This window comes from Micromonospora echinaurantiaca (assembly GCF_900090235.1).
GTDB classification, from domain to species: domain Bacteria; phylum Actinomycetota; class Actinomycetes; order Mycobacteriales; family Micromonosporaceae; genus Micromonospora; species Micromonospora echinaurantiaca.
On record NZ_LT607750.1, the window covers coordinates 1,146,102 to 1,166,757 of the forward strand.

19 protein-coding genes are annotated in these 20,656 nt (G+C 74.0%); all 19 read left to right on the forward strand.

Going from position 1 to position 20,656, the window contains the following annotated elements:
* The first annotated feature begins 1 nt into the window (after position 1).
* The 19 genes from GA0070609_RS05345 to GA0070609_RS05435 all read left to right on the forward strand — a co-directional run bounded on the left by GA0070609_RS05345 (position 2) and on the right by GA0070609_RS05435 (position 20,632).
* The gene (locus GA0070609_RS05345; protein WP_088992760.1) at positions 2 to 2,221 is read left to right on the forward strand and encodes a peptidoglycan D,D-transpeptidase FtsI family protein; all 2,220 of its coding nucleotides are present in this window, start codon (positions 2 to 4) and stop codon (positions 2,219 to 2,221) included.
* 52 nt (positions 2,222 to 2,273) lie between these two features.
* Positions 2,274 to 3,833, forward strand: a complete 1,560-nt coding sequence (locus GA0070609_RS05350; protein ID WP_088992761.1) for a UDP-N-acetylmuramoyl-L-alanyl-D-glutamate--2,6-diaminopimelate ligase — start codon at positions 2,274 to 2,276, stop codon at positions 3,831 to 3,833.
* Entirely contained in the window at positions 3,830 to 5,290 is a 1,461-nt protein-coding gene (locus GA0070609_RS05355) for a UDP-N-acetylmuramoyl-tripeptide--D-alanyl-D-alanine ligase (protein ID WP_088992762.1), read from the forward strand. The genes GA0070609_RS05350 and GA0070609_RS05355 overlap by 4 nt, the downstream gene beginning before the upstream one ends.
* Positions 5,287 to 6,411, forward strand: a complete 1,125-nt coding sequence (mraY, locus tag GA0070609_RS05360) for a phospho-N-acetylmuramoyl-pentapeptide-transferase (RefSeq protein WP_088992763.1) — start codon at positions 5,287 to 5,289, stop codon at positions 6,409 to 6,411. The genes GA0070609_RS05355 and mraY overlap by 4 nt, the downstream gene beginning before the upstream one ends.
* A gap of 350 nt (positions 6,412 to 6,761) precedes the next feature.
* Positions 6,762 to 8,177: an FtsW/RodA/SpoVE family cell cycle protein gene (locus GA0070609_RS05365; protein ID WP_088997515.1), complete on the forward strand. Its 1,416-nt coding sequence runs from the start codon at positions 6,762 to 6,764 to the stop codon at positions 8,175 to 8,177.
* Positions 8,177 to 9,283 carry an undecaprenyldiphospho-muramoylpentapeptide beta-N-acetylglucosaminyltransferase gene (murG, locus tag GA0070609_RS05370; RefSeq protein WP_088992764.1) on the forward strand — a complete coding sequence of 369 codons (1,107 nt, stop codon included), beginning with the start codon at positions 8,177 to 8,179 and terminating at the stop codon, positions 9,281 to 9,283. Before GA0070609_RS05365 ends, murG begins: the two co-directional genes overlap by 1 nt.
* 31 nt (positions 9,284 to 9,314) lie before the next feature.
* A complete protein-coding gene (gene murC / locus GA0070609_RS05375; RefSeq protein WP_088992765.1) occupies positions 9,315 to 10,805 on the forward strand; it encodes a UDP-N-acetylmuramate--L-alanine ligase in 1,491 nt (496 codons plus the stop codon).
* Positions 10,802 to 11,620, forward strand: a complete 819-nt coding sequence (locus tag GA0070609_RS05380; protein WP_088992766.1) for a cell division protein FtsQ/DivIB — start codon at positions 10,802 to 10,804, stop codon at positions 11,618 to 11,620. The genes murC and GA0070609_RS05380 overlap by 4 nt, the downstream gene beginning before the upstream one ends.
* Before the next feature lie 269 nt (positions 11,621 to 11,889).
* Positions 11,890 to 13,005, forward strand: coding sequence for a cell division protein FtsZ (ftsZ, locus tag GA0070609_RS05385; RefSeq protein WP_088992767.1), 1,116 nt, complete (start codon positions 11,890 to 11,892; stop codon positions 13,003 to 13,005).
* Between the two features lie 10 nt (positions 13,006 to 13,015).
* Positions 13,016 to 13,762, forward strand: coding sequence for a YggS family pyridoxal phosphate-dependent enzyme (locus GA0070609_RS05390; protein ID WP_088992768.1), 747 nt, complete (start codon positions 13,016 to 13,018; stop codon positions 13,760 to 13,762).
* Between the two features lie 192 nt (positions 13,763 to 13,954).
* Positions 13,955 to 14,650, forward strand: coding sequence for a cell division protein SepF (locus GA0070609_RS05395; protein ID WP_088992769.1), 696 nt, complete (start codon positions 13,955 to 13,957; stop codon positions 14,648 to 14,650).
* A 29-nt stretch (positions 14,651 to 14,679) separates the two neighbouring features.
* Positions 14,680 to 14,985, forward strand: a complete 306-nt coding sequence (locus GA0070609_RS05400) for a YggT family protein (protein ID WP_088992770.1) — start codon at positions 14,680 to 14,682, stop codon at positions 14,983 to 14,985.
* A gap of 44 nt (positions 14,986 to 15,029) precedes the next feature.
* Entirely contained in the window at positions 15,030 to 15,830 is an 801-nt protein-coding gene (locus GA0070609_RS05405; protein WP_088992771.1) for a DivIVA domain-containing protein, read from the forward strand.
* A gap of 74 nt (positions 15,831 to 15,904) precedes the next feature.
* Positions 15,905 to 16,528, forward strand: a complete 624-nt coding sequence (locus GA0070609_RS05410) for a hypothetical protein (RefSeq protein ID WP_088992772.1) — start codon at positions 15,905 to 15,907, stop codon at positions 16,526 to 16,528.
* Between the two features lie 11 nt (positions 16,529 to 16,539).
* A complete protein-coding gene (locus GA0070609_RS05415; protein WP_088992773.1) occupies positions 16,540 to 16,839 on the forward strand; it encodes a DUF167 domain-containing protein in 300 nt (99 codons plus the stop codon).
* Positions 16,840 to 16,861: 22 nt separating this feature from the next.
* A complete protein-coding gene (locus GA0070609_RS05420; RefSeq protein ID WP_088992774.1) occupies positions 16,862 to 18,367 on the forward strand; it encodes a potassium/proton antiporter in 1,506 nt (501 codons plus the stop codon).
* A 222-nt stretch (positions 18,368 to 18,589) separates the two neighbouring features.
* Complete coding sequence (locus GA0070609_RS05425) at positions 18,590 to 19,009, forward strand: TraR/DksA family transcriptional regulator (RefSeq protein ID WP_088992775.1); 420 nt, start codon at positions 18,590 to 18,592, stop codon at positions 19,007 to 19,009.
* A 61-nt stretch (positions 19,010 to 19,070) separates the two neighbouring features.
* The gene (gene lspA / locus GA0070609_RS05430; RefSeq protein ID WP_088992776.1) at positions 19,071 to 19,691 is read left to right on the forward strand and encodes a signal peptidase II; all 621 of its coding nucleotides are present in this window, start codon (positions 19,071 to 19,073) and stop codon (positions 19,689 to 19,691) included.
* A complete protein-coding gene (locus GA0070609_RS05435) occupies positions 19,688 to 20,632 on the forward strand; it encodes an RluA family pseudouridine synthase (RefSeq protein ID WP_088992777.1) in 945 nt (314 codons plus the stop codon). Before lspA ends, GA0070609_RS05435 begins: the two co-directional genes overlap by 4 nt.
* Positions 20,633 to 20,656: the final 24 nt, after the last annotated feature.

Sequence of the window (20,656 nt, forward strand, 5' to 3'; positions counted from 1 at the left end):
GGTGCCCCCGAGATCGGACGAACCGCGCCGGGACGCCACGGGCTCCCGGCGCGGCTCGTCGCGTGGCAGCGGTGGCCGGGGCACCGACCGCACGGCCGAGCCCGGCGTCGGCGGCATCTCCGACGCCCGGGCGTACACCCCCCGGGGGCGCACCATCCGGGAAGGCGCGGCCCGGGCCGACCGCGAGGAGCGGGCCGGCCGGCCGGAGCAGCGGCGCACCCCGCGCAGCACCCGCTCCGGCGACCCGTTCCGGCCCGCTCTCCAGGTGCTCGACGGCGGCCGGACCGGGGCCACCCGGGCCGGCCGGCGGGACGCGGCCGGCGGCCGGTCGGGGGTCGTCCGCACCGTCACGCCGCGCGCCCCGCGGGCGCCCAGGGACGACGAGCCGCCGGCGCCGCCCCGCCGGCGCACCCCGCCGCGCACCCCGCGCCGGCCGGACCGGTCGGCCGCCCGGCGGCCGGCCCGCAAGCCGCGCCGCCCGCCGAAGCTGGCCGACCCGGGCCGCCGGCTGCGGCTGGGCACCGTGCTGACCCTGGCGCTCTTCGCCACCATCGGTATCCGGCTGGTCTACCTCCAGGCGGTGGAGACCCCGGCGTACGCGGGCGGCGGCGTCGCCGACCGGACCCGGACGGTCACCCTGCCCGCGCCGCGCGGCGCGATCTATGACCGGGACGGCGCCGAACTGGCGCACAGCGTCGAGGCCCGGTACGTCTACGCCGACCCGACCCAGGTCAAGGACCCGCAGGCCACCGCGAAGGCGCTCTCGCCGCTGCTCGGCATCCCCGCCTCCGAGCTGGCCGGGCGGATGGCCCCGCGCAAGCGCCCGGACGGGGTCTGGTCGCAGTTCGAGTACCTGGCCCGCGGGGTGGAGATCGAGAAGGCCCGGCAGATCATGGAGCTCAAGCTGCCCGGCATCAACACCCACCGCGATGAGCGGCGCGAGGTGCCCGGCGGCGACCTGGCCGCCAACCTGATCGGGTTCACCAGCCAGGACATGAACGGGCTGGAGGGGCTGGAGGCCCGCTACGACGACCTGCTGCACGGCGAGGACGGCAAGCGGGTCTACGAGGTCGGCCTGGGTGACCTGGCCGCCCCGATCCCCGGCGGCTACAGCCGCACCACCCCGCCCAAGCCGGGCAGTTCGCTCCGGCTCACCGTCGACCGGGACTTGCAGTTCAAGGTGCAGCGGATCCTCAGCGAGGCGATGGCGCAGAGCAAGGGCAGCACCGGCGCCGCGGTGGTGATCGAGGTGGCCACCGGGGAGGTGCTGGCCCAGGCCAGCCACCCGACCTACAACGCCGCGAAGCCCCTGCCGAGCGACCCGGCCGACCGGGAGGACGCGGCCACCAGCTTCGTGGTGGACCCGGGCTCGGTGCACAAGGCGATCACCTTCGGCGCGGCGTTGCAGGAGGGGGTGATCACCCCGGACACCACGCTGCCGATCGCGAACAGCATCAAGATGGGCGACACCTGGTTCTCCGACACCCACCCGGCCAACGGGCGGCGGATGAGTCTGCCCGGGATGATGGCGTACTCGTCGAACGTCGGCACCATCGAGATCGCCGACAAGCTCGGCCGGGACCGGCTGATCGACTACCAGCGCCGGTTCGGGCTCGGCCAGGCCACCGGGGTGGGCATGCCCGGCGAGGCCAGCGGCCGGCTGCTGCCCGCCGACGAGTGGAGCGGATCGTCGTACGGGTCGGTGCCGATCGGGCACAGCGTGGACGCCACGCCGCTGCAGATGGCCGCCGCGTACGCGACGATCGCCAACAACGGCACCTACGTCCAGCCGCACCTGATCAAAGAGGTGATCGGGCCGGACGGCAAGCGCACGCCGGCCAAGGCGCCGGTCACCCGGTCGGTGCTCAGCCCGGAGAACGCGGCCGCGCTGCGCACCATCCTGGAGGCGGTGACCACCGTCGACGGGGCCACCGGCACGGCGGCGGCGATCCCCGGTTACCGGGTCGCCGGCAAGACCGGCACCGGCTGGCGGCTGGTCGACGGCAAGAAGCAGCCCGGCGAGGTGGCCTCGTTCATCGGGATGGCCCCGGCCGAGCAGCCCCGGTACGTGATCGCGGTCTTCGCGCACACCCCGTCGGGCGGGGGCGGGGACATCGCCGCCCCGGCGTTCCGCGAGATGATGCAGTTCACCCTGCACCACTACCGAGTGCCGCCGTCCGCCGCGGGCAAGGCCCCGAAGTTCGTGGTCTATCCCCGCTGACCAGGCATGGCGGGACATCATCGGTGAGTGCGGACGAACCACCGGGGCGGCTGTGCGGCCGGAACCGGACGACCGGGTAGGGTCTGACGCCGTGCCCGGCAATCCTCGCCCCCGTACCGTGATCGGCACCCGGCTCGGCGATCTCGCCGCCCTGCTGGCCGTGGAGCCTCCGGCCGACGCTGCCGACCCGGTGGTGACCGGCATCACGCACGCCAGCCAGGAGGTCCGCCCCGGCGACCTGTACGCGGCGCTGCCCGGCGCCCGCCGGCATGGCGCCGAGTTCACCGCCGGCGCGGCGGCGGCCGGCGCGGTGGCCGTGCTGACCGACCCGGCGGGCGCGGCCGCGGCGGCCGAGGCCGGCCTGCCGGCGCTGGTGGTGCCCGACCCGCGGGCCGTGCTCGGCGCCCTGGCCTCCGCCGTCTACGGCGACCCGACCGAGGCGCTGACCGTGATCGGGGTGACCGGGACCGCCGGCAAGACCTCCACCGCCTACCTGGTCGAGTCCGGGCTGCGCGCCGCCGGCCACACCACCGGCCTGATCGGCACCGTGGAGACCCGCCTCGGCGACCTGCGGATCGACAGCGTGCGCACCACGCCGGAGGCCACCGACCTGCACGCCATGCTGGCCGCCGCCCGCGAGCGCGGGGTCACCGCGGTGGTGATGGAGGTGTCCAGCCACGCGCTGGCCATGGGCCGGGTCGGCGGGGTCCGGTTCACCGTCGGCGGCTACACCAACTTCGGCTCCGACCACCTGGACTTCCACGCCGACTCGGCGGACTACTTCGCGGCCAAGGCGCAGCTCTTCGACGGCCGGTGCGCGGTGGAGGTGCTCAACCACGACGACCCGGCGCTGCGGCCGCTGTTCAAGCCGGCCACGGTGAGCTACTCGGCGGCCGGCGACACCGCCGCGACCTGGTGGGCCGACGGCATCGGCGGCGAGGGGTACGCGCAGCACTTCACCGCGCACGGCCCGGACGGCCTGGCGCTGCCCACCGGCGTGGCGCTGCCGGGGCGACACAACGTCGCCAACGCCCTGCTGGCCATCGCCATGCTGGTCGGCGCCGGGGTGGACCCGACCACCGCGGCCACCGGGGTGGCCGCCTGCGGCGGGGTCCCCGGCCGGCTGGAACTGGTGGCCGACGGCCCGGTGCGCGGGGTGGTCGACTACGCGCACAAGGCGGACGCGATCGTGGCCGCGCTGGCCGCCCTGCGGGAGCTCAGCGCGGGCCGGCTGATCTGCGTGATCGGTGCCGGCGGTGACCGGGACCGGGGCAAGCGCCCGGTGATGGGCGCCGCCGCGGCGGAGGGAGCCGACGTGGTGCTGGTGACCGACGACAACCCGCGCACCGAGGACCCGGCGGCGATCCGCGCCGAGGTGCTCGCCGGCGCCCGGGGGGCCGGCACGGCGGCCCGGATCGAGGAGGTCGGCGACCGCCGGGCGGCGATCGACGCGGCGGTCGCGCTGGCCGAGCCGGGCGACGTGGTCGCGCTGCTCGGCAAGGGCCACGAACGCGGGCAGGAGGTCGGCGGCGAGGTGCTCCCGTTCGACGACCGCACCGAGCTGGCCGACGCGCTGCGCGCCCGGTTCGGCGACCTGGCGGGTCACCGGTGATCCCGCTCAGCCTGGCCGAGGTCGCCTCGGCGGTCGACGGGCGGCTGGTGGCCGCCGACCCGGACGCACGGGTCACCGGGCCGGTCGAGTTCGACTCGCGCAAGGTGTCCGCCGGTGCGCTCTTCGTCGCCTTCCCCGGCGAGAAGGTGGACGGGCACGACTACGCCGCGGCGGCGGTCGAGGCCGGCGCGGTGGCGGTGCTCGGCACCCGGGAGGTGCCGGGCGTGCCGATGGTCCTGGTCGGCGACGCGCTCACCGCGATGGGCCGGCTGGCCCGCGCGGTGGTGGACCGGCTGCCCGGCCTCACCGTGGTCGGCCTGACCGGCTCGTCCGGCAAGACCACCACCAAGGACCTGATCGCGCAGCTCGCCGCGCGGCTCGGCCCGACGGTCGCGCCGCCCGGCTCGTTCAACAACGAGCTGGGGCACCCGTACACGGCGTTGCAGGCCGGGCCGGACACCCGCTACCTGGTGATGGAGAAGGGCGCCCGCGGGGTGGGGCACGTGCGCTACCTCTGCGACGTGGTGCCGCCGCGGATCTCCGTGGTGCTCAACGTCGGTGTGGCGCACATCGGCGAGTTCGGCTCCCGGGAGACCATCGCGCTGGCCAAGGGGGAACTGGTCGAGGCGCTGCCGGCGGACGGGCTGGCGGTGCTCAACGCCGACGACCCGTTGGTGGACGCGATGGCGACGCGTACCGTCGCCCGGGTGGTCCGGTACGGCGAGGCGGCGCACGCGGACGTCCGGGCCGTCGACGTCACGGTGGACGAGCGCGGTCGGCCGGCGTACACCCTGGTGACCCCGGAGGGGGACGCCCCGGTGCGGCTCGGGCTGACCGGGCGGCACCAGGTCTCGAACACCCTCGCCGCCGCGGCGGTGGCCCGCGAGCTGGGCATGCCGCTGACCGAGCTGGCCATCGCGCTGGGTGAGCTGGGGATGGTCTCCACCCGCCGGATGGACGTCTTCGAGCGTCCCGACGGGGTGACCGTGATCGACGACTCGTACAACGCCAACCCCGCCTCGATGGCCGTCGCGCTGCGTGCGCTGGCCGGCATCGGACGGGACCGGCGTACCCTCGCGGTGCTCGGCTACATGGCCGAGCTGGGCCCGTTCGAGCACGACGGGCACGCCGAGGTGGGCCGGCTCGCGGCCGAGCTGGGCGTGGACCGGTTGCTCGTGGTGGGTGAGCCGGCCGCGCCGATCCACGAGGGCGCGACATCGGTAAGTGACTGGGGAGGAGAGTCGGTGCTGCTCACCGATCAGGCGGCGGCCGTCGAGGTGCTGCGGGGCGAGCTACGGCCGGGCGACGTCGTCCTGGTGAAGGGCTCCCGGTACCGCACCTGGGAGGTGGCCGACGCGCTGCGCGCGGAGGCGGGCGACGCGACCGGGGAGAGCCCTGGGAGCGCGAGGAGTGAGCTTGCGAGCCCCGCAGTCGCGACCGAGGATGGCACCGCATGAGGGCGGTGATCGTCGCCGTCGGGGTCGCCTTCCTCATCTCGCTCTTCTGCACCCCGATCGCGATCAAGGTGTTCACCCGGCTCAAGGCCGGCCAGCCGATCCGGGCCGAGGGCCCGGCCATGCACCAGGGCAAGAAGGGCACGCCGACGATGGGCGGCGTGGTCTTCATCCTGGCCACGGTCATCGCGTACGTCGCCGGGCACCTCGCCCTGACCACCCTGCCGGACCAGCAGATCGCCCAGGTCGAGCCGACCATCACCGCGCTGGTGCTGCTGGGGCTGATGGTCTTCTCCGGGGCGGTCGGTTTCATCGACGACTTCCTGAAGGTGCGCAAGCGGCACAGCGGCGGGTTGAACAAGCGCGGCAAGCTGCTCGGCCAGATCCTGGTCGGCGCGGTCTTCGGGGTGGTGGCGCTCTACTTCCCGAGCACCATGACCGACGCCTCCGGCGCGGTGACCAACACCGAGACCGTCGGCAGTACCACGCTGAGCTTCATCCGGGACATCCCGGCGCTGGACGTCAGCAAGGTCGGCGCGGTGATCATCTTCATCTTCGTGGTGATGGCCGCGACCAACGGGGTGAACCTCACCGACGGCCTCGACGGCCTGGCCACCGGCGCCTCGGTGATGGTCCTCGCCGCGTACGCGCTGATCGCGTTCTGGCAGTACCGGCACTGGTGCGCCGACCCGAACTACACCCAGGACTACTGCTACACCGTCCGCGACCCGCTGGAGATCGCGCTGATCGCCGGCGCCGCCGCCGGGGCCTGTGTGGGCTTCCTGTGGTGGAACACCTCGCCGGCGCGGATCTTCATGGGGGACACCGGCGCGCTGGGGCTCGGCGGGTTGATCGCCGGCATGGCGATGTCCACCCGGACGATCCTGCTGCTGCCGATCATCGGCGGTCTCTTCGTCATCATCACGATGTCGGTGGTCATCCAGATCATCTCGTTCCGGACCACCGGCAAGCGGGTGTTCCGGATGTCGCCGTTGCAGCACCACTTCGAGCTCGCCGGCTGGAGCGAGGTCAACATCGTGGTGCGGTTCTGGATCATCGCCGGGATCGGCGTGGCCATCGCGCTCGGCCTCTTCTACAGCGAGTTCCTCGCCGCCGTCACCTGACGACCCCCTCCCGCCGATCTTGCACTTTCGGCCCGTGGAATGCCCCGTTCTGCGGCCTTCGCCCGGGCAGGAAGTGCAAGATCGGCGAGGGGAGGGGGCGCCGACACGCCGACCGGGCGGTTGCGCCGGTGGCGGCCCCCGGAACCCGCGATGATGTCGGGGTGGGGGAGGCGCGAGAAACCGAGGGCACGACCGGGACCAGGGCACGCGCGGCGGCGGGCGGGACGCGTACCGCCGAGGCGGCCGGGACGACCCGCGGGCCGGACGAGCCGGGCGGCGCGGCGGCGCTGCGCGGCCTGGACGCCGCGGGCGGGCTGGCCGCGCTGCGTGGCCTGGACGCCGCGGGCGGGCTGGCCGCGCTGCGTGGCCTGCTGGACCGCCCGCTGGCCTCCTACTACCTGCTGCTCTCCAGCGCCGGCCTGCTGCTGCTGATCGGCCTGACGATGGTCTTCTCGGCCACCAGCGTCAAGGACTACGCCGAGAACGGCAACGCCTCCGCCTCGCTCACCAAGCAGGCGATCTTCGCGGTGATCGGCATCGGCGCGTTCTGGGCCTGCCAACGGCTGCCGGCGACCACCTACCGGTCGCTGGGCCGACCGCTGCTCTTCACCGCCGTCGGACTGCTGCTGGTGCTCAACCTGCTGCTCGCCTACGCCCGGCTGACCGGCCAGGATTCCGCCCGGATCGGCCCGATCGAGGCCCGGCTGCTCTGGCTGTTCATCGGCGGCATCCAGGTGCAGCCCTCGGAGCTGGCCAAGTTCGCCCTGGTGCTGTGGGGCGCGCACGTGATCGCCCGCAAGGGCGCCGCGCTGGGCTGGTGGCGCGAGCTGGCCACCCCGCTCTTCCCGGTGGTCGGGCTGCTCTTCGTGCTGGTCGGCTACAACGACCTGGGCACCATGCTCTGCCTGCTGGCGCTGGTGATCGGCCTGCTCTGGGCGGCCGGGGTCCGGCTGCGGGTGTTCGGCGCGCTGTCGGTGTTCGGCCTGATCGGCGTCGGCCTGCTGATCGCGGTGGCCTCGCTCGGCGCCGGCTCCGGCGAGCGGGGCGAGGAGAACTACCGGTTCGCCCGGCTGATGTCCTTCTTCAACCCGCCCGCTCCCGAGGACTGCAAGCTGGAGGGCTGCTACCAGATCTTCCAGGGGCGGCTGGCCATCGAGCACGGCGGCTGGTTCGGCGTCGGGCTCGGCAAGAGCAGCCTGAAGTGGAACTGGCTGCCGGAGGCGCACAACGACTTCGTCTTCGCGATCATCGCCGAGGAGCTCGGCGTGGTCGGCTGCGCGGTGGTGCTCACCCTGTTCGCCGTGCTGGCGTACACCGGGCTGCGCATCGCCCGCCGGGTGGACGACCCGTTCCGGCGGCTCGCCGCGACCGCGGTGACCACCTGGCTGGTGAGCCAAGCGGTGATCAACGTGGGCGGCGTGGTCGGGCTGCTGCCGATCACCGGCCTGCCGCTGCCGTTCATCTCCGACGGCGGCAGCGCCCTGGTCGTCACGCTCGCCGCGGTCGGCATGCTGGCCTCCTTCGCCCGGGCGGAACCCGACGCCGCCAGAGCACTGCATGCCCGTCCGCCGGCCCGATGGGTCCGACTAGTGTGGGCCCCGTTGCCACCGCTTCCCGCGCGGCGCCGCCGGCCGGCGGCCCCGCCGGCCGCCCGAGGGTCCGTGCCCCGGGCGCGGGAGCGGCGGCAGGACGACCAGGCCGCACCGCGCGGCGGCGTCCGGACCACCCGGACCCGCGGCAGGTCGGCGGACGAGAGGAGACGGTGATGGGTCCGCTGCGTTCGGTGGTGCTCGCGGGAGGTGGCACCGGGGGGCACATCTACCCGCTGCTCGCCTTCGCCGACTGCCTGCGCCGACACGACCCCGGCGTCCGGATCACCTGTCTCGGCACACCCAAGGGCCTGGAGAACGAGCTGATTCCGCCGCAGGGCTACGACCTGCGCCAGATTCCCGCCTACCAGCTGCCCCGGTCGGTCAACATGAACCTGGTGAAGACGCCGGGCCGGATGTGGACCGCGGCCCGCGCCGCGGGCAAGGTGATCGACGAGGTGCGCGCCGACGTGGTGGTGGGCTTCGGGGGGTACGTCTCGGTGCCGGCCTACCTGGCCGCCTGGCGTCGGGAGCTGCCGATCGTGATCCACGAGGTGAACGTCCCGCCGGGCGTGGCCAACCGGCTCGGCATGAAGTTCACCAAGCACGTGGCGGTCGGCTTCCCGCACCAGCCCGCGCAGGCCGAGTCGCTGCGCGACGCCCGGGTGGTCGGCGTGCCGCTGCGCCAGCGCATCGCCGGGCTGGACCGGGCCGCGCTGCGCAACGCCGCCCGGGCGCACTTCGGGCTCCGCCCCGACCTGCCGGTGCTCTTCGTGGCCGGCGGCTCGCAGGGCGCCCGGTCGATCAACCTCGCGGTCGCCGGCGCGGCCAAGGAACTGGCTCGGCACGGGGTGCAGGTGCTGCACGTGATGGGCGCCCGCAACGAGCCGGTGCCGATCCCCACCGACCTGCCGGTGCCGTACGTGACCCTGCCGTACCTGTCCGAGATGGAGCTCGGCTACGCGGCGGCCGACCTGATGCTGGGCCGGGGTGGGGCGATGACCTGCGCCGAGGTGGCCGCGATCGGCCTGCCCGCGATCTACGTGCCCTACCCGCACAGCAACCAGGAGCAGAAGCGCAACGCGCTGCCCGTGGTGGAGGCCGGCGGCGGGCTGCTCGTCGACGACGCCGAGCTGACCCCGGACTGGCTGGAGCGCACGGTGATCCCGCTGATCCGCGACCCGCACCGGCTCGCCGCGATGGGCGCCGCCGCGGCCGGGTACGGGCGGCGGGACGGCGACGAGGCGCTGCTCGACTTCGTCTACGAGGCGGTGGCCCGATGAGGCGGCACACCGTGACTGGAAGGCAGCTGTCATGAACACCGCGCAGTTCACCCCGGCCGGCACGCTCACCGCGGAGGACCTGGGCACCATCCACCTGATCGGGGTCGGTGGCGTCGGGATGAGCGGCCTGGCCCGGCTCTTCCTCACCCGGGGCATCCCGCTCTCCGGCAGCGAGTTGCGCGAGTGGCCCTCGCTGGCCGGCCTGCGCGCGCTCGGCGGCACCATCCACATGAGCCACGAGGCGAGCAACCTCGACGGCGTGGACACCGTGGTCTACTCGTCGGCCATCCCGCAGGACCACCTGGAGCTGGTCGAGGCGCGCCGGCGCGGGCTGCGGGTGCTGCACCGCTCCGAGGCACTGGCGGCGGCGATGACCGGTCGCCGGACGGTGGCGGTCGCCGGCACCCACGGCAAGACCACCACCACCTCGATGGTCACCATGGTGCTCCAGCAGGCCGGTACGGACCCGTCCTTCGTGATCGGCGGGGAGATCTCCGAGGTCGGCTCCGGCGCGCACCACGGCACCGGCGACCACTTCGTGGTGGAGGCGGACGAGAGCGACCGGTCCTTCCTGATCTACCGCCCGTACGTCTCGATCATCACGAACATCGAGGCGGACCACCTGAACACCTACGGCGACCTGGCCAACCTGGAGGCGACCTTCGCCGAGTTCGCCCGGCTCACCGACCCGGACGGGTTCATCATCACCTGCGCCGACGACCCGGGCGGGCGGCGGCTGGCCGAGACGCTGCGCGCCGAGGGGCGCCGGGTGCACACCTACGGCGAGGCGGCCGACGCCGACCTGCGACTGACCGAGATGGCCTCGTCGGCCCGGGGCGTGCGCTACCTCGCCAGCATCGACGGGCGGTCGCTGGGCGAGTTCCGGCTGCCGGTGCCGGGGCGGCACATGGGGCTGAACAGCGCCTCCGCGGTGCTGGCCGCGTACCTGCTGGAGCTGCCGCTGGAGGCGGCGGAGGCCGCGCTGGCGGTCTTCCCCGGGGTGCGGCGGCGCTTCGAGCGCAAGGGCGTCGCGGACGACGTGCTGGTCTACGACGAGTACGCCTACCACCCCACCTCGATCACGCTGGCCCTGCAGACGCTGCGCGAGGTGGCCGGGGACGGCCGGCTGATCGTGGTGTTCCAGCCGTACCGGCTCTACCGCACCCGCGACCTGCAGGCGGAGATCGCCGAGGGGTTGGCCATCGCCGACGAGCTGGTGCTGCTGGAGGTCTTCGGCCCCGGTGAGCTGCGTCAGCCGGGCGAGGGGTCGGCGGCGCTGATCGAGGCGGTGCCGCTGCCCGCGGAGCGGAAGATCTTCGTCGACTCCTGGGAGGCGGCGCCGGCGGAGGTGGCCCGGCGGGCCCGGCCGGGCGACGTGGTGGTGACCATGGGCGCCCCGCCGATCTCGCTGATGGGTGACCAGCTGCTGGCGGCGTTGGCGGCGCGGTGCGGTGGCCCGGCCGCGGACACCCCGGCGATGGGTGGGGTGGTCCCGGACGGCACGGCGCCCACCGCGGGATGAGTCCCGGCCCGGCCCGGGGGCGGACCAGCGGCGCGGACGGCGGCGCCGGCCGGCGTGGGCCGGTCCGGCGCTGGCAGCTGGTCCGGGCCGGCAGTGACGCGGTGCCCGCGTCCACCCGCCGGTTCATGGCCCGGGCCCGGCGGCGGCGGATGCGCGCGGCGCTGCCCTGGGCGGTGGCGGCCGGGGTGCTGGCGCTGGCCGGGCTGGTCGCCTGGACCCTGCTCGGCACCGGGCTGTTCGGGGTGCGCGAGGTCCGCGTCGAGGGTGCCGACCTGGTGACCCCGGTGGAGGTACGCGACGCCGCCGAGGTGCCCGACGACGTCCCGCTGGCCACCGTGGACCTGGCCGACGTGGCCCGCCGGATCGGCGCGCTGCCCGCGGTGGAGCGGGTGACCGTGTCCCGGGACTGGCCGGACGCGCTGGTGGTCCGGGTGACCGAACGCACCGGCGTGGCGGTGGTGCCGCGGGGCGAGGAGTTCCTGGTGGTCGACGGGGCCGGGGTGGTGTTCCGGACGCTGCCGCGGCGCCCGGCGGAGCTGCCCCTGGTCCGGGTCGCCGATCCGGGTCCGGACGACCCGGGCACCCGGGCCGCGCTGGACGTGCTCGCCGCGCTCACCCCGCAGCTGCGGGCGGAACTGGTGGACGTGACCGTGGAGGGCCTGGCCCGGATCAACCTGCGGCTACGCGACGACCGGACGGTGGTCTGGGGGGACGCCACCCGGGGCCCGGACAAGGCCCGGGTGGCCACCGCGCTGCTGGGTCGCAAAGCCGACACCATCGACGTCAGCGCGCCGGACGTGGTGACCTTCCGGTGAGCCGCCGGTCAGCGTGGCGGCCGGGCCCGGTCCGCCCGGCGTGACCCGTTCCGCTATGGGCGGCGACACGCCGGTCAGGTCCTTGGCTCATCGCGCGGGGGCGCTTACGTTGCCCCGAAGAGGATCAGTGGTTGACATAACTGTAAGCCTCTAGTAGAGGGTGAGGGTTCACCCCTGACCCTCCACTGAGGACAGCTGTCGTCGACCGTTGGTCTGGCCACGCCGTACCGGGTCGGGGCGAAGCCAATCTCGAAGGGAAAGGACCGGAGATGACACCTCCGCACAACTACCTGGCGGTCATCAAGGTCGTCGGCATCGGGGGTGGCGGCGTCAACGCCGTCAACCGGATGATCGAGGTTGGGCTCAAGGGCGTCGAGTTCATCGCGATCAACACCGACGCGCAGGCGCTGCTGATGAGCGACGCCGACGTCAAGCTGGACGTCGGCCGCGAGCTGACCCGCGGCCTGGGCGCCGGGGCGAACCCGGACGTCGGCAAGAACGCCGCCGAGGACCACCGGGACGAGATCGAGGAGGTGCTCAAGGGCGCCGACATGGTCTTCGTGACCTGCGGTGAGGGTGGCGGCACGGGCACCGGCGGGGCGCCCGTGGTGGCGAACATCGCCCGCAAGCTCGGCGCGCTGACCATCGGCGTGGTGACCCGCCCGTTCTCCTTCGAGGGCAAGCGCCGCCAGGTGCAGGCCGAGTCCGGCATCGACGAGCTGCGCAACCAGTGCGACACGCTGATCGTCATTCCGAACGACCGGCTGCTGGCGCTCGGCGACCGCAACATCAGCATGATGGACGCCTTCCGCACCGCCGACCAGGTGCTGCTCTCCGGTGTCCAGGGCATCACCGACCTGATCACCACCCCGGGTCTGATCAACCTGGACTTCGCCGACGTCAAGAGCGTGATGAGCGGCGCGGGCAGCGCGCTGATGGGCATCGGCAGCGCACGGGGCGAGAACCGCGCGGTCGAGGCGGCCGAGGCGGCCATCTCCAGCCCGCTGCTTGAGCAGAGCATGGACGGCGCGCGCGGCGTGCTGCTCTCCATCGCGGGCGGCTCCGACCTGGGGCTGTTCGAGATCAACGACGCGGCGCAGCTGGTCACCGACGCGGCCCACCCGGACGCCAACATCATCTTCGGCGCGGTGATCGACGACGCCCTCGGCGACGAGGTGCGGGTCACCGTGATCGCGGCCGGATTCGACGGCGGTGCGCCGTCGTACAAGGCGGCCGAGCCGGCCCGCAAGACCAACCAGAACCAGCCGGCGCAGCAGAGCGCCCCGGTCTCGCCGCCGGCCACCATGCCGGCGCCGCCGCAGTCGCCGCGGCGGGTGCTCTTCGACGACGTCGACGTGCCCGACTTCCTCAAGAACGGGTCCTGAGCCCGCGCCCATGAGCGACAGCCAAGCTTCGGTACGCCCCGACCGGCGCGCCGAACTCGCGGCCGGCCTGGCCCGGGTGCGGTCCAGGATCGCTGACGCCTGCGCCGCCGCCGGCCGGGACCGGGCCGAGGTCACGATGATCGCGGTGACCAAGACGTACCCGGCCGGCGACGTGGTGGCGCTGGCCGGGCTCGGCGTCACCGACGTGGGGGAGAACCGCGACCAGGAGGCGGCGCCGAAGGCCGCCGAGGTGGCCGCCGCCGGGGTGACGCCGCGCTGGCACTTCATCGGCCGGTTGCAGCGCAACAAGGCGCGTTCGGTGGTCCGGTACGCCGACGCGGTGCACTCGGTGGACAGCGTCCGGCTGGCCCGGGCGGTGGACGCGGCGGCGGCGGCCGCCCGGGATCGGCCGCTGGACGTGCTGGTCCAGGTCAGCATCGACGGCGACGCGGCCCGGGGCGGCGCGCTGCCCGGCTCGGCCGACCCGGATGTCGGGCTCGACCGGGTGGCCGAGGCGGTCGCCGGCGCCGAGGCGCTGCGGCTGACCGGCCTGATGGCGGTGGCGCCGCTGGGTTGGGAACCGGAGCGGGCGTTCGCCCGGCTGGCCGAGCTGGCCGCCGCGTTCCGGTCCGTCCACCCGGGAGCCACCTCGTTGTCGGCCGGAATGAGTGGCGACCTGGAAGTCGCGATCGGATACGGCGCGACACATGTCCGCGTGGGTAGCGCGTTGCTCGGAATGCGCCCCACGCTGCGGTAGCCTGACCGCGGAAGAAGCAAATTACATCGGTGTTGTTTTGGGAACGGCTTTCCTTTGCCGGGGGTCGTGGCGCGCGACGCGAATCGCGCGCCAGGGGATTGCCGTTCCGGTCCGGTGGGCAGGAATGTTCCACTCGCGACAAGGCGACACGGCACGGGGGCGTGTGCCGCACGGCGGACGGAAGGGCGCGGGATGGGTGCACTGCGCAAGGCGGGGGTCTGGCTCGGTCTGGTCGAGGAGGACGACGAGCGGGCCTACGACGACGGTGGCTACGACAAGGGTGGCTACCGCGAATCGCGCTACCGGCAGAGCCGGTACGCCGAGGAGTTCGCCGACGACGACGAGGACGACGCCGAGGAGCCGCCGGCGCCGCGGCCCCGGTCGGGCGACCGTGGCCGGTTCACCGAGCGGTCCAGCGGCCGGGCCGGCGACACCGAGCGCGCCGAGGCCGAGCGGTCGGAGCGGTCGGAGCGGTCCAGCGTGCGGTCGATCACCCGGTCGACGGCCGGTGAGCCCTCCGGGGCGCTGACCTACCACACCCGGGACAACCTCGCCCTCGCGCCGCAGGTGCAGCCCCGGGAGCGGGCCGTGGTGGCCGAGGAGGAGCAGCGGTACCAGATCACCACGCTGCACCCGACCACCTACCGCGAGGCGCGCACCATCGGCGAGCACTTCCGCGACGGCGTTCCCGTGATCATCAACCTCACCGAGATGGACGAGGCGGATGCCCGCCGTCTGGTGGACTTCGCCGCCGGGCTGGCCTTCGGCCTGCGCGGTACGATCGAGCGCGTGACCAACCGGGTGTTCCTGCTCTCACCGGCCAACGTCCAGGTCACCGCGGAGGACAAGGCCAAGATCGCTGAGGGTGGCTTTTTCAGTCTGAGTTGACCCCGGCCGACCGAGGGACGTCGCCTGTCGTGTTGTCGATCCTGTTGCAGGTCCTGTACCTGATCGTCTATGTCTTCCTGCTCCTTCTTCTGTCCCGGTTTGTCCTGAGCGCTGTGCTGCAGTACGGCCGCCGGTGGCAGCCGGGCCGGGGGGCATCGGCAGGACTGGAATCCGTGTGGAGCGTCACTGATCCCCCTCTCAGCGCGTTGAGGCGTGTGATCCCTCCGCTGCGAATTGGTACCGTGAGCATCGACCTGGCCTCCCTTGTGCTCCTGGTTATCCTGTTCGTGCTGATGAGGTTTGTGTTAGAGCCGGCGATCATCAGGACCGCCTGATGACCGACGCGCTATCGCGGCCGCAACTGACCCGAGGAGTTTCGATGCCGCTGACCCCGGCCGACGTGCACAACGTCGCCTTCAAGAAGCCGCCGATTGGTAAGCGGGGCTATGACGAGGAGGAGGTCGACGCCTTCCTGGACGAGGTCGAGCGCGAGCTCGCCCGTCTCATCGAGGAGAACAACGAGCTGCGCGCCCAGGTGGAGCGCGGCGGCCGTGGCGGCGCTCCGGCGGGCCCCGGCGGCGACGCCCGACTCGCGGCGGAGCTCAACGACGTCAAGGCGCAGCTCGACCGGGTGCAGCGCGACAAGGCGGCGGCCGAGCAGGCCGCCCGCGCGATGCAGGCGGAGCTGGAGCAGGTCCGCGCGGCCGGTGGGCCGGCGGCGGTCGGCGACGGCGAGCAGCAGGCGCTGCGGGTGCTGATGATGGCCCAGCGGACGGCCGACGACCACGTCTCGGACGCCCGTCGCGAGGCCGACCAACTGCTCTCCGAGGCTCGCTCGAAGGCCGAGGAGGTCACCCGCGAGGCGCGCGCCAAGGCCGACGCGCTGGAGCGGGACGCCCGGCAGCGGCACCAGGAGGCCATGGGCGGCCTGGACGCCAAGCGCACCGCGCTGCAGAAGCACATCGAGGAGCTGAAGCAGTTCGAGCGGGAGTACCGCACCCGCCTCAAGGCCTACCTGGAGAGCCAGCTGCGCGACCTCGACGGTCGTGGCCAGGGCCTGGAGGCGGAGCTGACCCGTTCCGAGGGCAACCGCGCCGCCGGCGGCAACGGCCTGGCCGCGGCGGGTCTCGCCGGTTCCTACGGCGGCGGTCGCTCCGGCGCGCTGGAAGCCGGTCGCTGACCACCGGTCGGCGGCCGCCCCGTGACGGCGGTCGCCGGCCTCGCTCATCGCTACGGACGCGGCGGGGGTGAGCCGTGATAGTCGCCAGTCTCCTGCTCATCCTCGTCGCGGTGGTGCTGCTGGTGCTCGGCCTGGCCGGTGGCTCCAGCCTGCTCCTGATCATCTCCATCGCGGCCAGCCTGCTGGCCGCCGTCGCACTGGTCGCCGGCGCCCGCCAGGCGGCCGCCGACCGGGCGACGGCGTACCGGGACGGCTCCGCGCAGCGGGTGCGGACGGGCACCCGTCCGACCACCCCGGCCGGGTCCGCGTACGGGCCGCCGCTGGGGGAGCCGGACATCCCCGTCCAGCACGTTCCTCCGACGGTCGACGCCGGCGGTGCCGGGTGGCGGCAACCACCCGAGCCGCCGGTGACCGAGGCCGACCCGCCGGCGACGCCGGGCGTCGGGCCGGTCGAGGCGTACGACGACGAACCGGCCGCCCAGGAGCTCACCCCGAACCAGGCCGCCCGGCTGGCCGAGTTGACCACCGAGGTACGGGTGGTCGACGGCCGGCCGCGCTACCACCTGGCCGGCTGCGCGCATCTGGTCGGGCGCGCGTCCGAGCCGCTGCCCGTCGCCGAGGCGGGCGAGCTCGGGTTCTCTCCGTGCGCCCACTGCGCGCCGGCCACCGCGCTGCTCGCCGACGCGCACCGGATCTGACCCGGCGCCTGATGGACGACACGCTCACCGTCGCGGTCCGGGTGAAGCCCGGCTCCGCCCGGGCCCGGGTCGGCGGTCGCTTCGACGGGCCGCACGGACCCGCGCTGGTGATCGCCGTGAACGCGCCGGCGGTCGACGGCCGCGCCACCGAGGCGGCCCGCCGCGCCCTGGCGCAGGCGCTCGGCGTCCGCCCGGCGGTGGTCTCGCTGCGGGCCGGGGCGGCCAGCCGGGACAAGCTCTTCCTGATCGAGCGCCCCGACCCGGGGCTGACCGAGCGGCTCGGACAGCTGCGCGACGGGACCGCCGGGTGAGCCACGCCCGGGGCAGGCGGCCGTGACCCCCGGGCTGGACGTCGCGCTCCTGCTGGGGGCGGCCGTCCTGCTGGTCGCGGTCGGGGCGGTGCGGCTCTCCACCCGGCTAGGGGTGCCCAGCCTCCTGGTCTACCTGGCGCTCGGCGTGGGCATCGGCGAGGCCGGGCTGGGCATCCGCTTCGACGACGCCGAGCTGACCCGGACGCTCGGCTTCTGCGCCCTCATCGTGATCATCGCCGAGGGCGGCCTCTCCGCCCGGTGGAGCACGCTGCGGCCGGTGCTCGGGCTCGCCGCGGCGCTCTCCACGGTGGGCGTTGTGGTCAGCATCCTGGTCGTCGGGATCGCCGTACACCTGCTGCTCGGGCTGGACTGGCGGCTCGCCCTGCTCTACGGCGCGGTGCTCTCCTCCACCGACGCGGCGGCGGTCTTCGCCACCCTGCGCCGGCTGCGGCTGCCACCCCGGCTGGTGGCCACCCTGGAGGCCGAGTCCGGGATGAACGACGCCCCGGTGGTGCTGCTGGTGGTGTTGCTCTCCCGGGACGGTGGCGCCGCCGGGCACCCCTGGTGGTACGAGGTCGGCCTGGTCGGCTACGAGCTGGCCCTCGGCGCCCTGGTGGGGTTCGCCGCCGGCCTCGGCGGGCGGTGGGCGCTGCGGCGGGCCGCGCTGCCCTCGGCGGGGCTCTATCCGATCGCGGCGGTCGGGTTGACCGTGCTGGCGTACGCGGGCGGCGCGGTGCTGCACGCCTCCGGCTTCCTCGCCGTCTACGTGGCCGGGGTGCTGCTGGGCAACGCCCGGCTGCCGCACCGGCAGGCGATCCTCGGCTTCGCCGACGGGCTGGCCTGGCTGGCCCAGATCGGGCTCTTCGTGCTGCTCGGCCTGCTGGCCACGCCGAGCCGGCTGGACGCGGCGGTGCTGCCGGCGGTGGTCGCCGGGCTGGCGCTGGTGTTGCTCGCCCGCCCGCTGTCGGTGGCGGCGTCCGCGCTGCCGTTCCGGTTCGGCCTGCGCGAGCAGGCGTTCCTGTCCTGGGCCGGGCTGCGCGGGGCGGTGCCGATCGTGCTCGCCACCATCCCGCTCTCGGAACGGGTGCCGGGCGCGGACCGGCTCTTCGACGCGGTCTTCGTGCTGGTGGTGATCTTCACGCTGTTGCAGACCGGGACCCTCGGCCCGGTCGCCCGCTGGTTGCGGGTGACGGCGCCGGCCGAGGCGACCGAGATCCTGGTGGAGACCGCGCCGCTGGAGCGGATGCGGGCGGACCTGCTCCAGCTGGAGGTGCCGCCGGGGTCCCGGTTGGCCGGGGTGCACATCGACGAGCTGCGGCTGCCGCTGGGGGCGGCGGTGACGCTGGTGCTGCGCGACGGGGTGGGTTTCGTGCCGGGCCTGGACTTCCGTCTGAAGACCGGCGACAGCCTGTTGATCGTGGCCACCCACGGGGTGCGCGACGAGGCGGAGCGCCGGCTGCGGGCGGTCAGCCGGCGGGGTCGGCTGGCCCGCTGGTTTGGCGAGTACGGCGAGGATCGCGACGGTTGATCTGCTAGCGTTCCCTTTGTCCCGATACGGCATGACTCGGGGCTGAAAAGCGGAGCGACGGTGCGGCACGTTGTCGGACGCCTGTACGTTCCGTATTCTTGCCAACCTCCGGAGTGCGCGGCCTCGTCGCCGCGCGCCCGTTTTGTACCTGGGGGCGCCAATGCCGGCGACCCCTGTCCAGGTGCCGCGGACCGCCGCGGTTCCGCGGCCGAGGGAGCGACGATGGCGAAGCCAGCCGAGACCAGGACCGCCGGCCGCAAGCCGGTGGCCAAGGCCACCCGCAGCGCGGCGGAGACCGAGAAGATCCGGGCGGCCCTGGCGGCACGGCGCGACGAGTTGCGCGCCGAGTACGATCAGACGCTGAGCGAGATCACCGAGCTGCAGCGCGACCGGCTGACCGACTCGGCCGGGGACGACCAGGCCGACACCGGCACTAAGACGTTCGAGCGGGAGCAGGAGATCTCCCTCGCCAACAGCATCCTGGAACGGATCACGCAGGTCGAGCGCGCGTTGGAACGGCTCGACGAGGGCGGCTACGGCTGGTGCGAGCGGTGCGGCAACCCGATCCCGGTGGAGCGGCTCGCCGCCTTCCCGTCGGCCACCCTCTGCGTGACCTGCAAGCAGCTGGAGGAGCGGCGCTGAGGTCCGCTCCCCGGCGGCGCCGGAGACGGTGAGCGATCACCGCCGACTCGATGGGGAGCAGATGACCGCAGCACCGTCCGCCGAGCCTGGCCGCGCCGAGCCGGGCGGTCGCCGGCTCCGACCCCGGGCCGTCGCGCTGCTCGGCGCGGTCGCGCTGGTCGCTCTGGTGGCCGACGTGGTCACCAAGCACTGGGCCCTGGCTGCCCTGACCGACCGCGAGCCGGTCCGGCTGCTCGGTGGGGCCATCTACCTGAGCCTGGTCCGCAACAGCGGCGCCGCCTGGAGCATCGGCTCCGACCACACCTGGGTCTTCCCGCTGATCACCATCGGCGTGGTCGGCTGGATCATCTGGATGGCGTTGCGGCTGCGCTCGACCCCGTGGGCGGTCTCGCTCGGCCTGGTGCTCGGCGGGGCGCTCGGCAACCTGATGGACCGGATCTTCCGGGCGCCCGCCCCGTTCCACGGCCACGTGGTCGACATGGTCAGCGTCTTCGGGCCGTACGGCGAGTACTTCCCGGTGTTCAACGTGGCCGACAGCTCGCTGGTCTGCGGCGTGGTGCTCGCCGTGCTGCTGGAACTCACCGGCCGTCAGCGCGACGGCGGGCGGGTCGGCCGCGACGGCCGCCCGGTCGCGGCCGGCGACCCGGCGGCGGCCGGTGTCGAGCAGCGGGAGCGGGCGTGACCTCGGCGTTCGCCGCGGGCGGCGACCACCGTTCGCTGCCGGTGCCCGACGGCCTCGACGGGATGCGGCTGGACCAGGCGGTGTCCCGGCTCTTCGGGCTGTCCCGGACCGCCGCCGCGGCCCTGGTGGACGCCGGGGACGCGCTGGTCGACGGCGTGCGACGGCCCAACTCGCACAAGGTCAAGGCGGGCTCGTGGCTGGAGGTGACGCTGCCCGCGCCGGCCGCGCCGCCGACCGTGGTGCCGCAGGCGGTGCCCGGGCTGCGGGTGGTCTACGCCGACGAAGACATCGTGGTGGTGGACAAGCCGGTCGGGGTCGCCGCCCACCCCAGCCCGGGCTGGACCGGCCCGACGGTGATCGGCGGGCTGGCCGCGATCGGTCACCGCATCTCCACCAGCGGCGCCGCCGAGCGGCAGGGCGTGGTGCACCGGCTGGACGTGGGCACCACCGGGATCATGGTGGTGGCCAAGAGCGAGCAGGCGTACAGCGCGTTGAAGCGGGCGTTCAAGTACCGGGAGGTGGACAAGCGCTACCACGCGGTGGTGCAGGGCCACCTGGACCCGCTGCGCGGCACCATCGACGCCCCGATCGACCGGCACCCCACCCACGACTACCGCTGGGCGGTGGTCTCCGGCGGCAAGCCGAGCATCACCCACTACGACACGGTCGAGGCGTTCCCGGCGGCGAGCCTGGTCGACGTGCGGCTGGAGACCGGGCGTACCCACCAGATCCGGGTGCACTTCTCCACCCTGCGCCACCCGTGTGTGGGCGACCTCACCTACGGCGCCGACCCCACCCTGTCGGCCCGGCTCGGCCTGGCCAGACAGTGGCTGCACGCCCGCGCGTTGAGCTTCCTGCACCCCCGAACGGGGGACGAGGTCAGCTTCGTCAGCGACTACCCTGACGACCTGGAGCGCGCGCTCGAGATCCTCCGCGACTGAGCGGCGCGCCCGTCCGAGACGATC

Bases quoted from the DNA above. Each gene is read 5' to 3' on its own strand.
- murG (WP_088992764.1), top strand. From the start codon at position 8,177: ATGGGTCCGCTGCGTTCGGTGGTGCTCGCGGGAGGTGGCACCGGGGGG.
- GA0070609_RS05380 (WP_088992766.1), top strand. From the start codon at position 10,802: ATGAGTCCCGGCCCGGCCCGGGGGCGGACCAGCGGCGCGGACGGCGGC.
- GA0070609_RS05405 (WP_088992771.1), top strand. From the start codon at position 15,030: ATGCCGCTGACCCCGGCCGACGTGCACAACGTCGCCTTCAAGAAGCCG.
- murC (WP_088992765.1), top strand. From the start codon at position 9,315: ATGAACACCGCGCAGTTCACCCCGGCCGGCACGCTCACCGCGGAGGAC.
- ftsZ (WP_088992767.1), top strand. From the start codon at position 11,890: ATGACACCTCCGCACAACTACCTGGCGGTCATCAAGGTCGTCGGCATC.
- GA0070609_RS05425 (WP_088992775.1), top strand. From the start codon at position 18,590: ATGGCGAAGCCAGCCGAGACCAGGACCGCCGGCCGCAAGCCGGTGGCC.
- GA0070609_RS05415 (WP_088992773.1), top strand. From the start codon at position 16,540: ATGGACGACACGCTCACCGTCGCGGTCCGGGTGAAGCCCGGCTCCGCC.
- GA0070609_RS05395 (WP_088992769.1), top strand. From the start codon at position 13,955: ATGGGTGCACTGCGCAAGGCGGGGGTCTGGCTCGGTCTGGTCGAGGAG.
- mraY (WP_088992763.1), top strand. From the start codon at position 5,287: ATGAGGGCGGTGATCGTCGCCGTCGGGGTCGCCTTCCTCATCTCGCTC.
- lspA (WP_088992776.1), top strand. From the start codon at position 19,071: ATGACCGCAGCACCGTCCGCCGAGCCTGGCCGCGCCGAGCCGGGCGGT.
- GA0070609_RS05390 (WP_088992768.1), top strand. From the start codon at position 13,016: ATGAGCGACAGCCAAGCTTCGGTACGCCCCGACCGGCGCGCCGAACTC.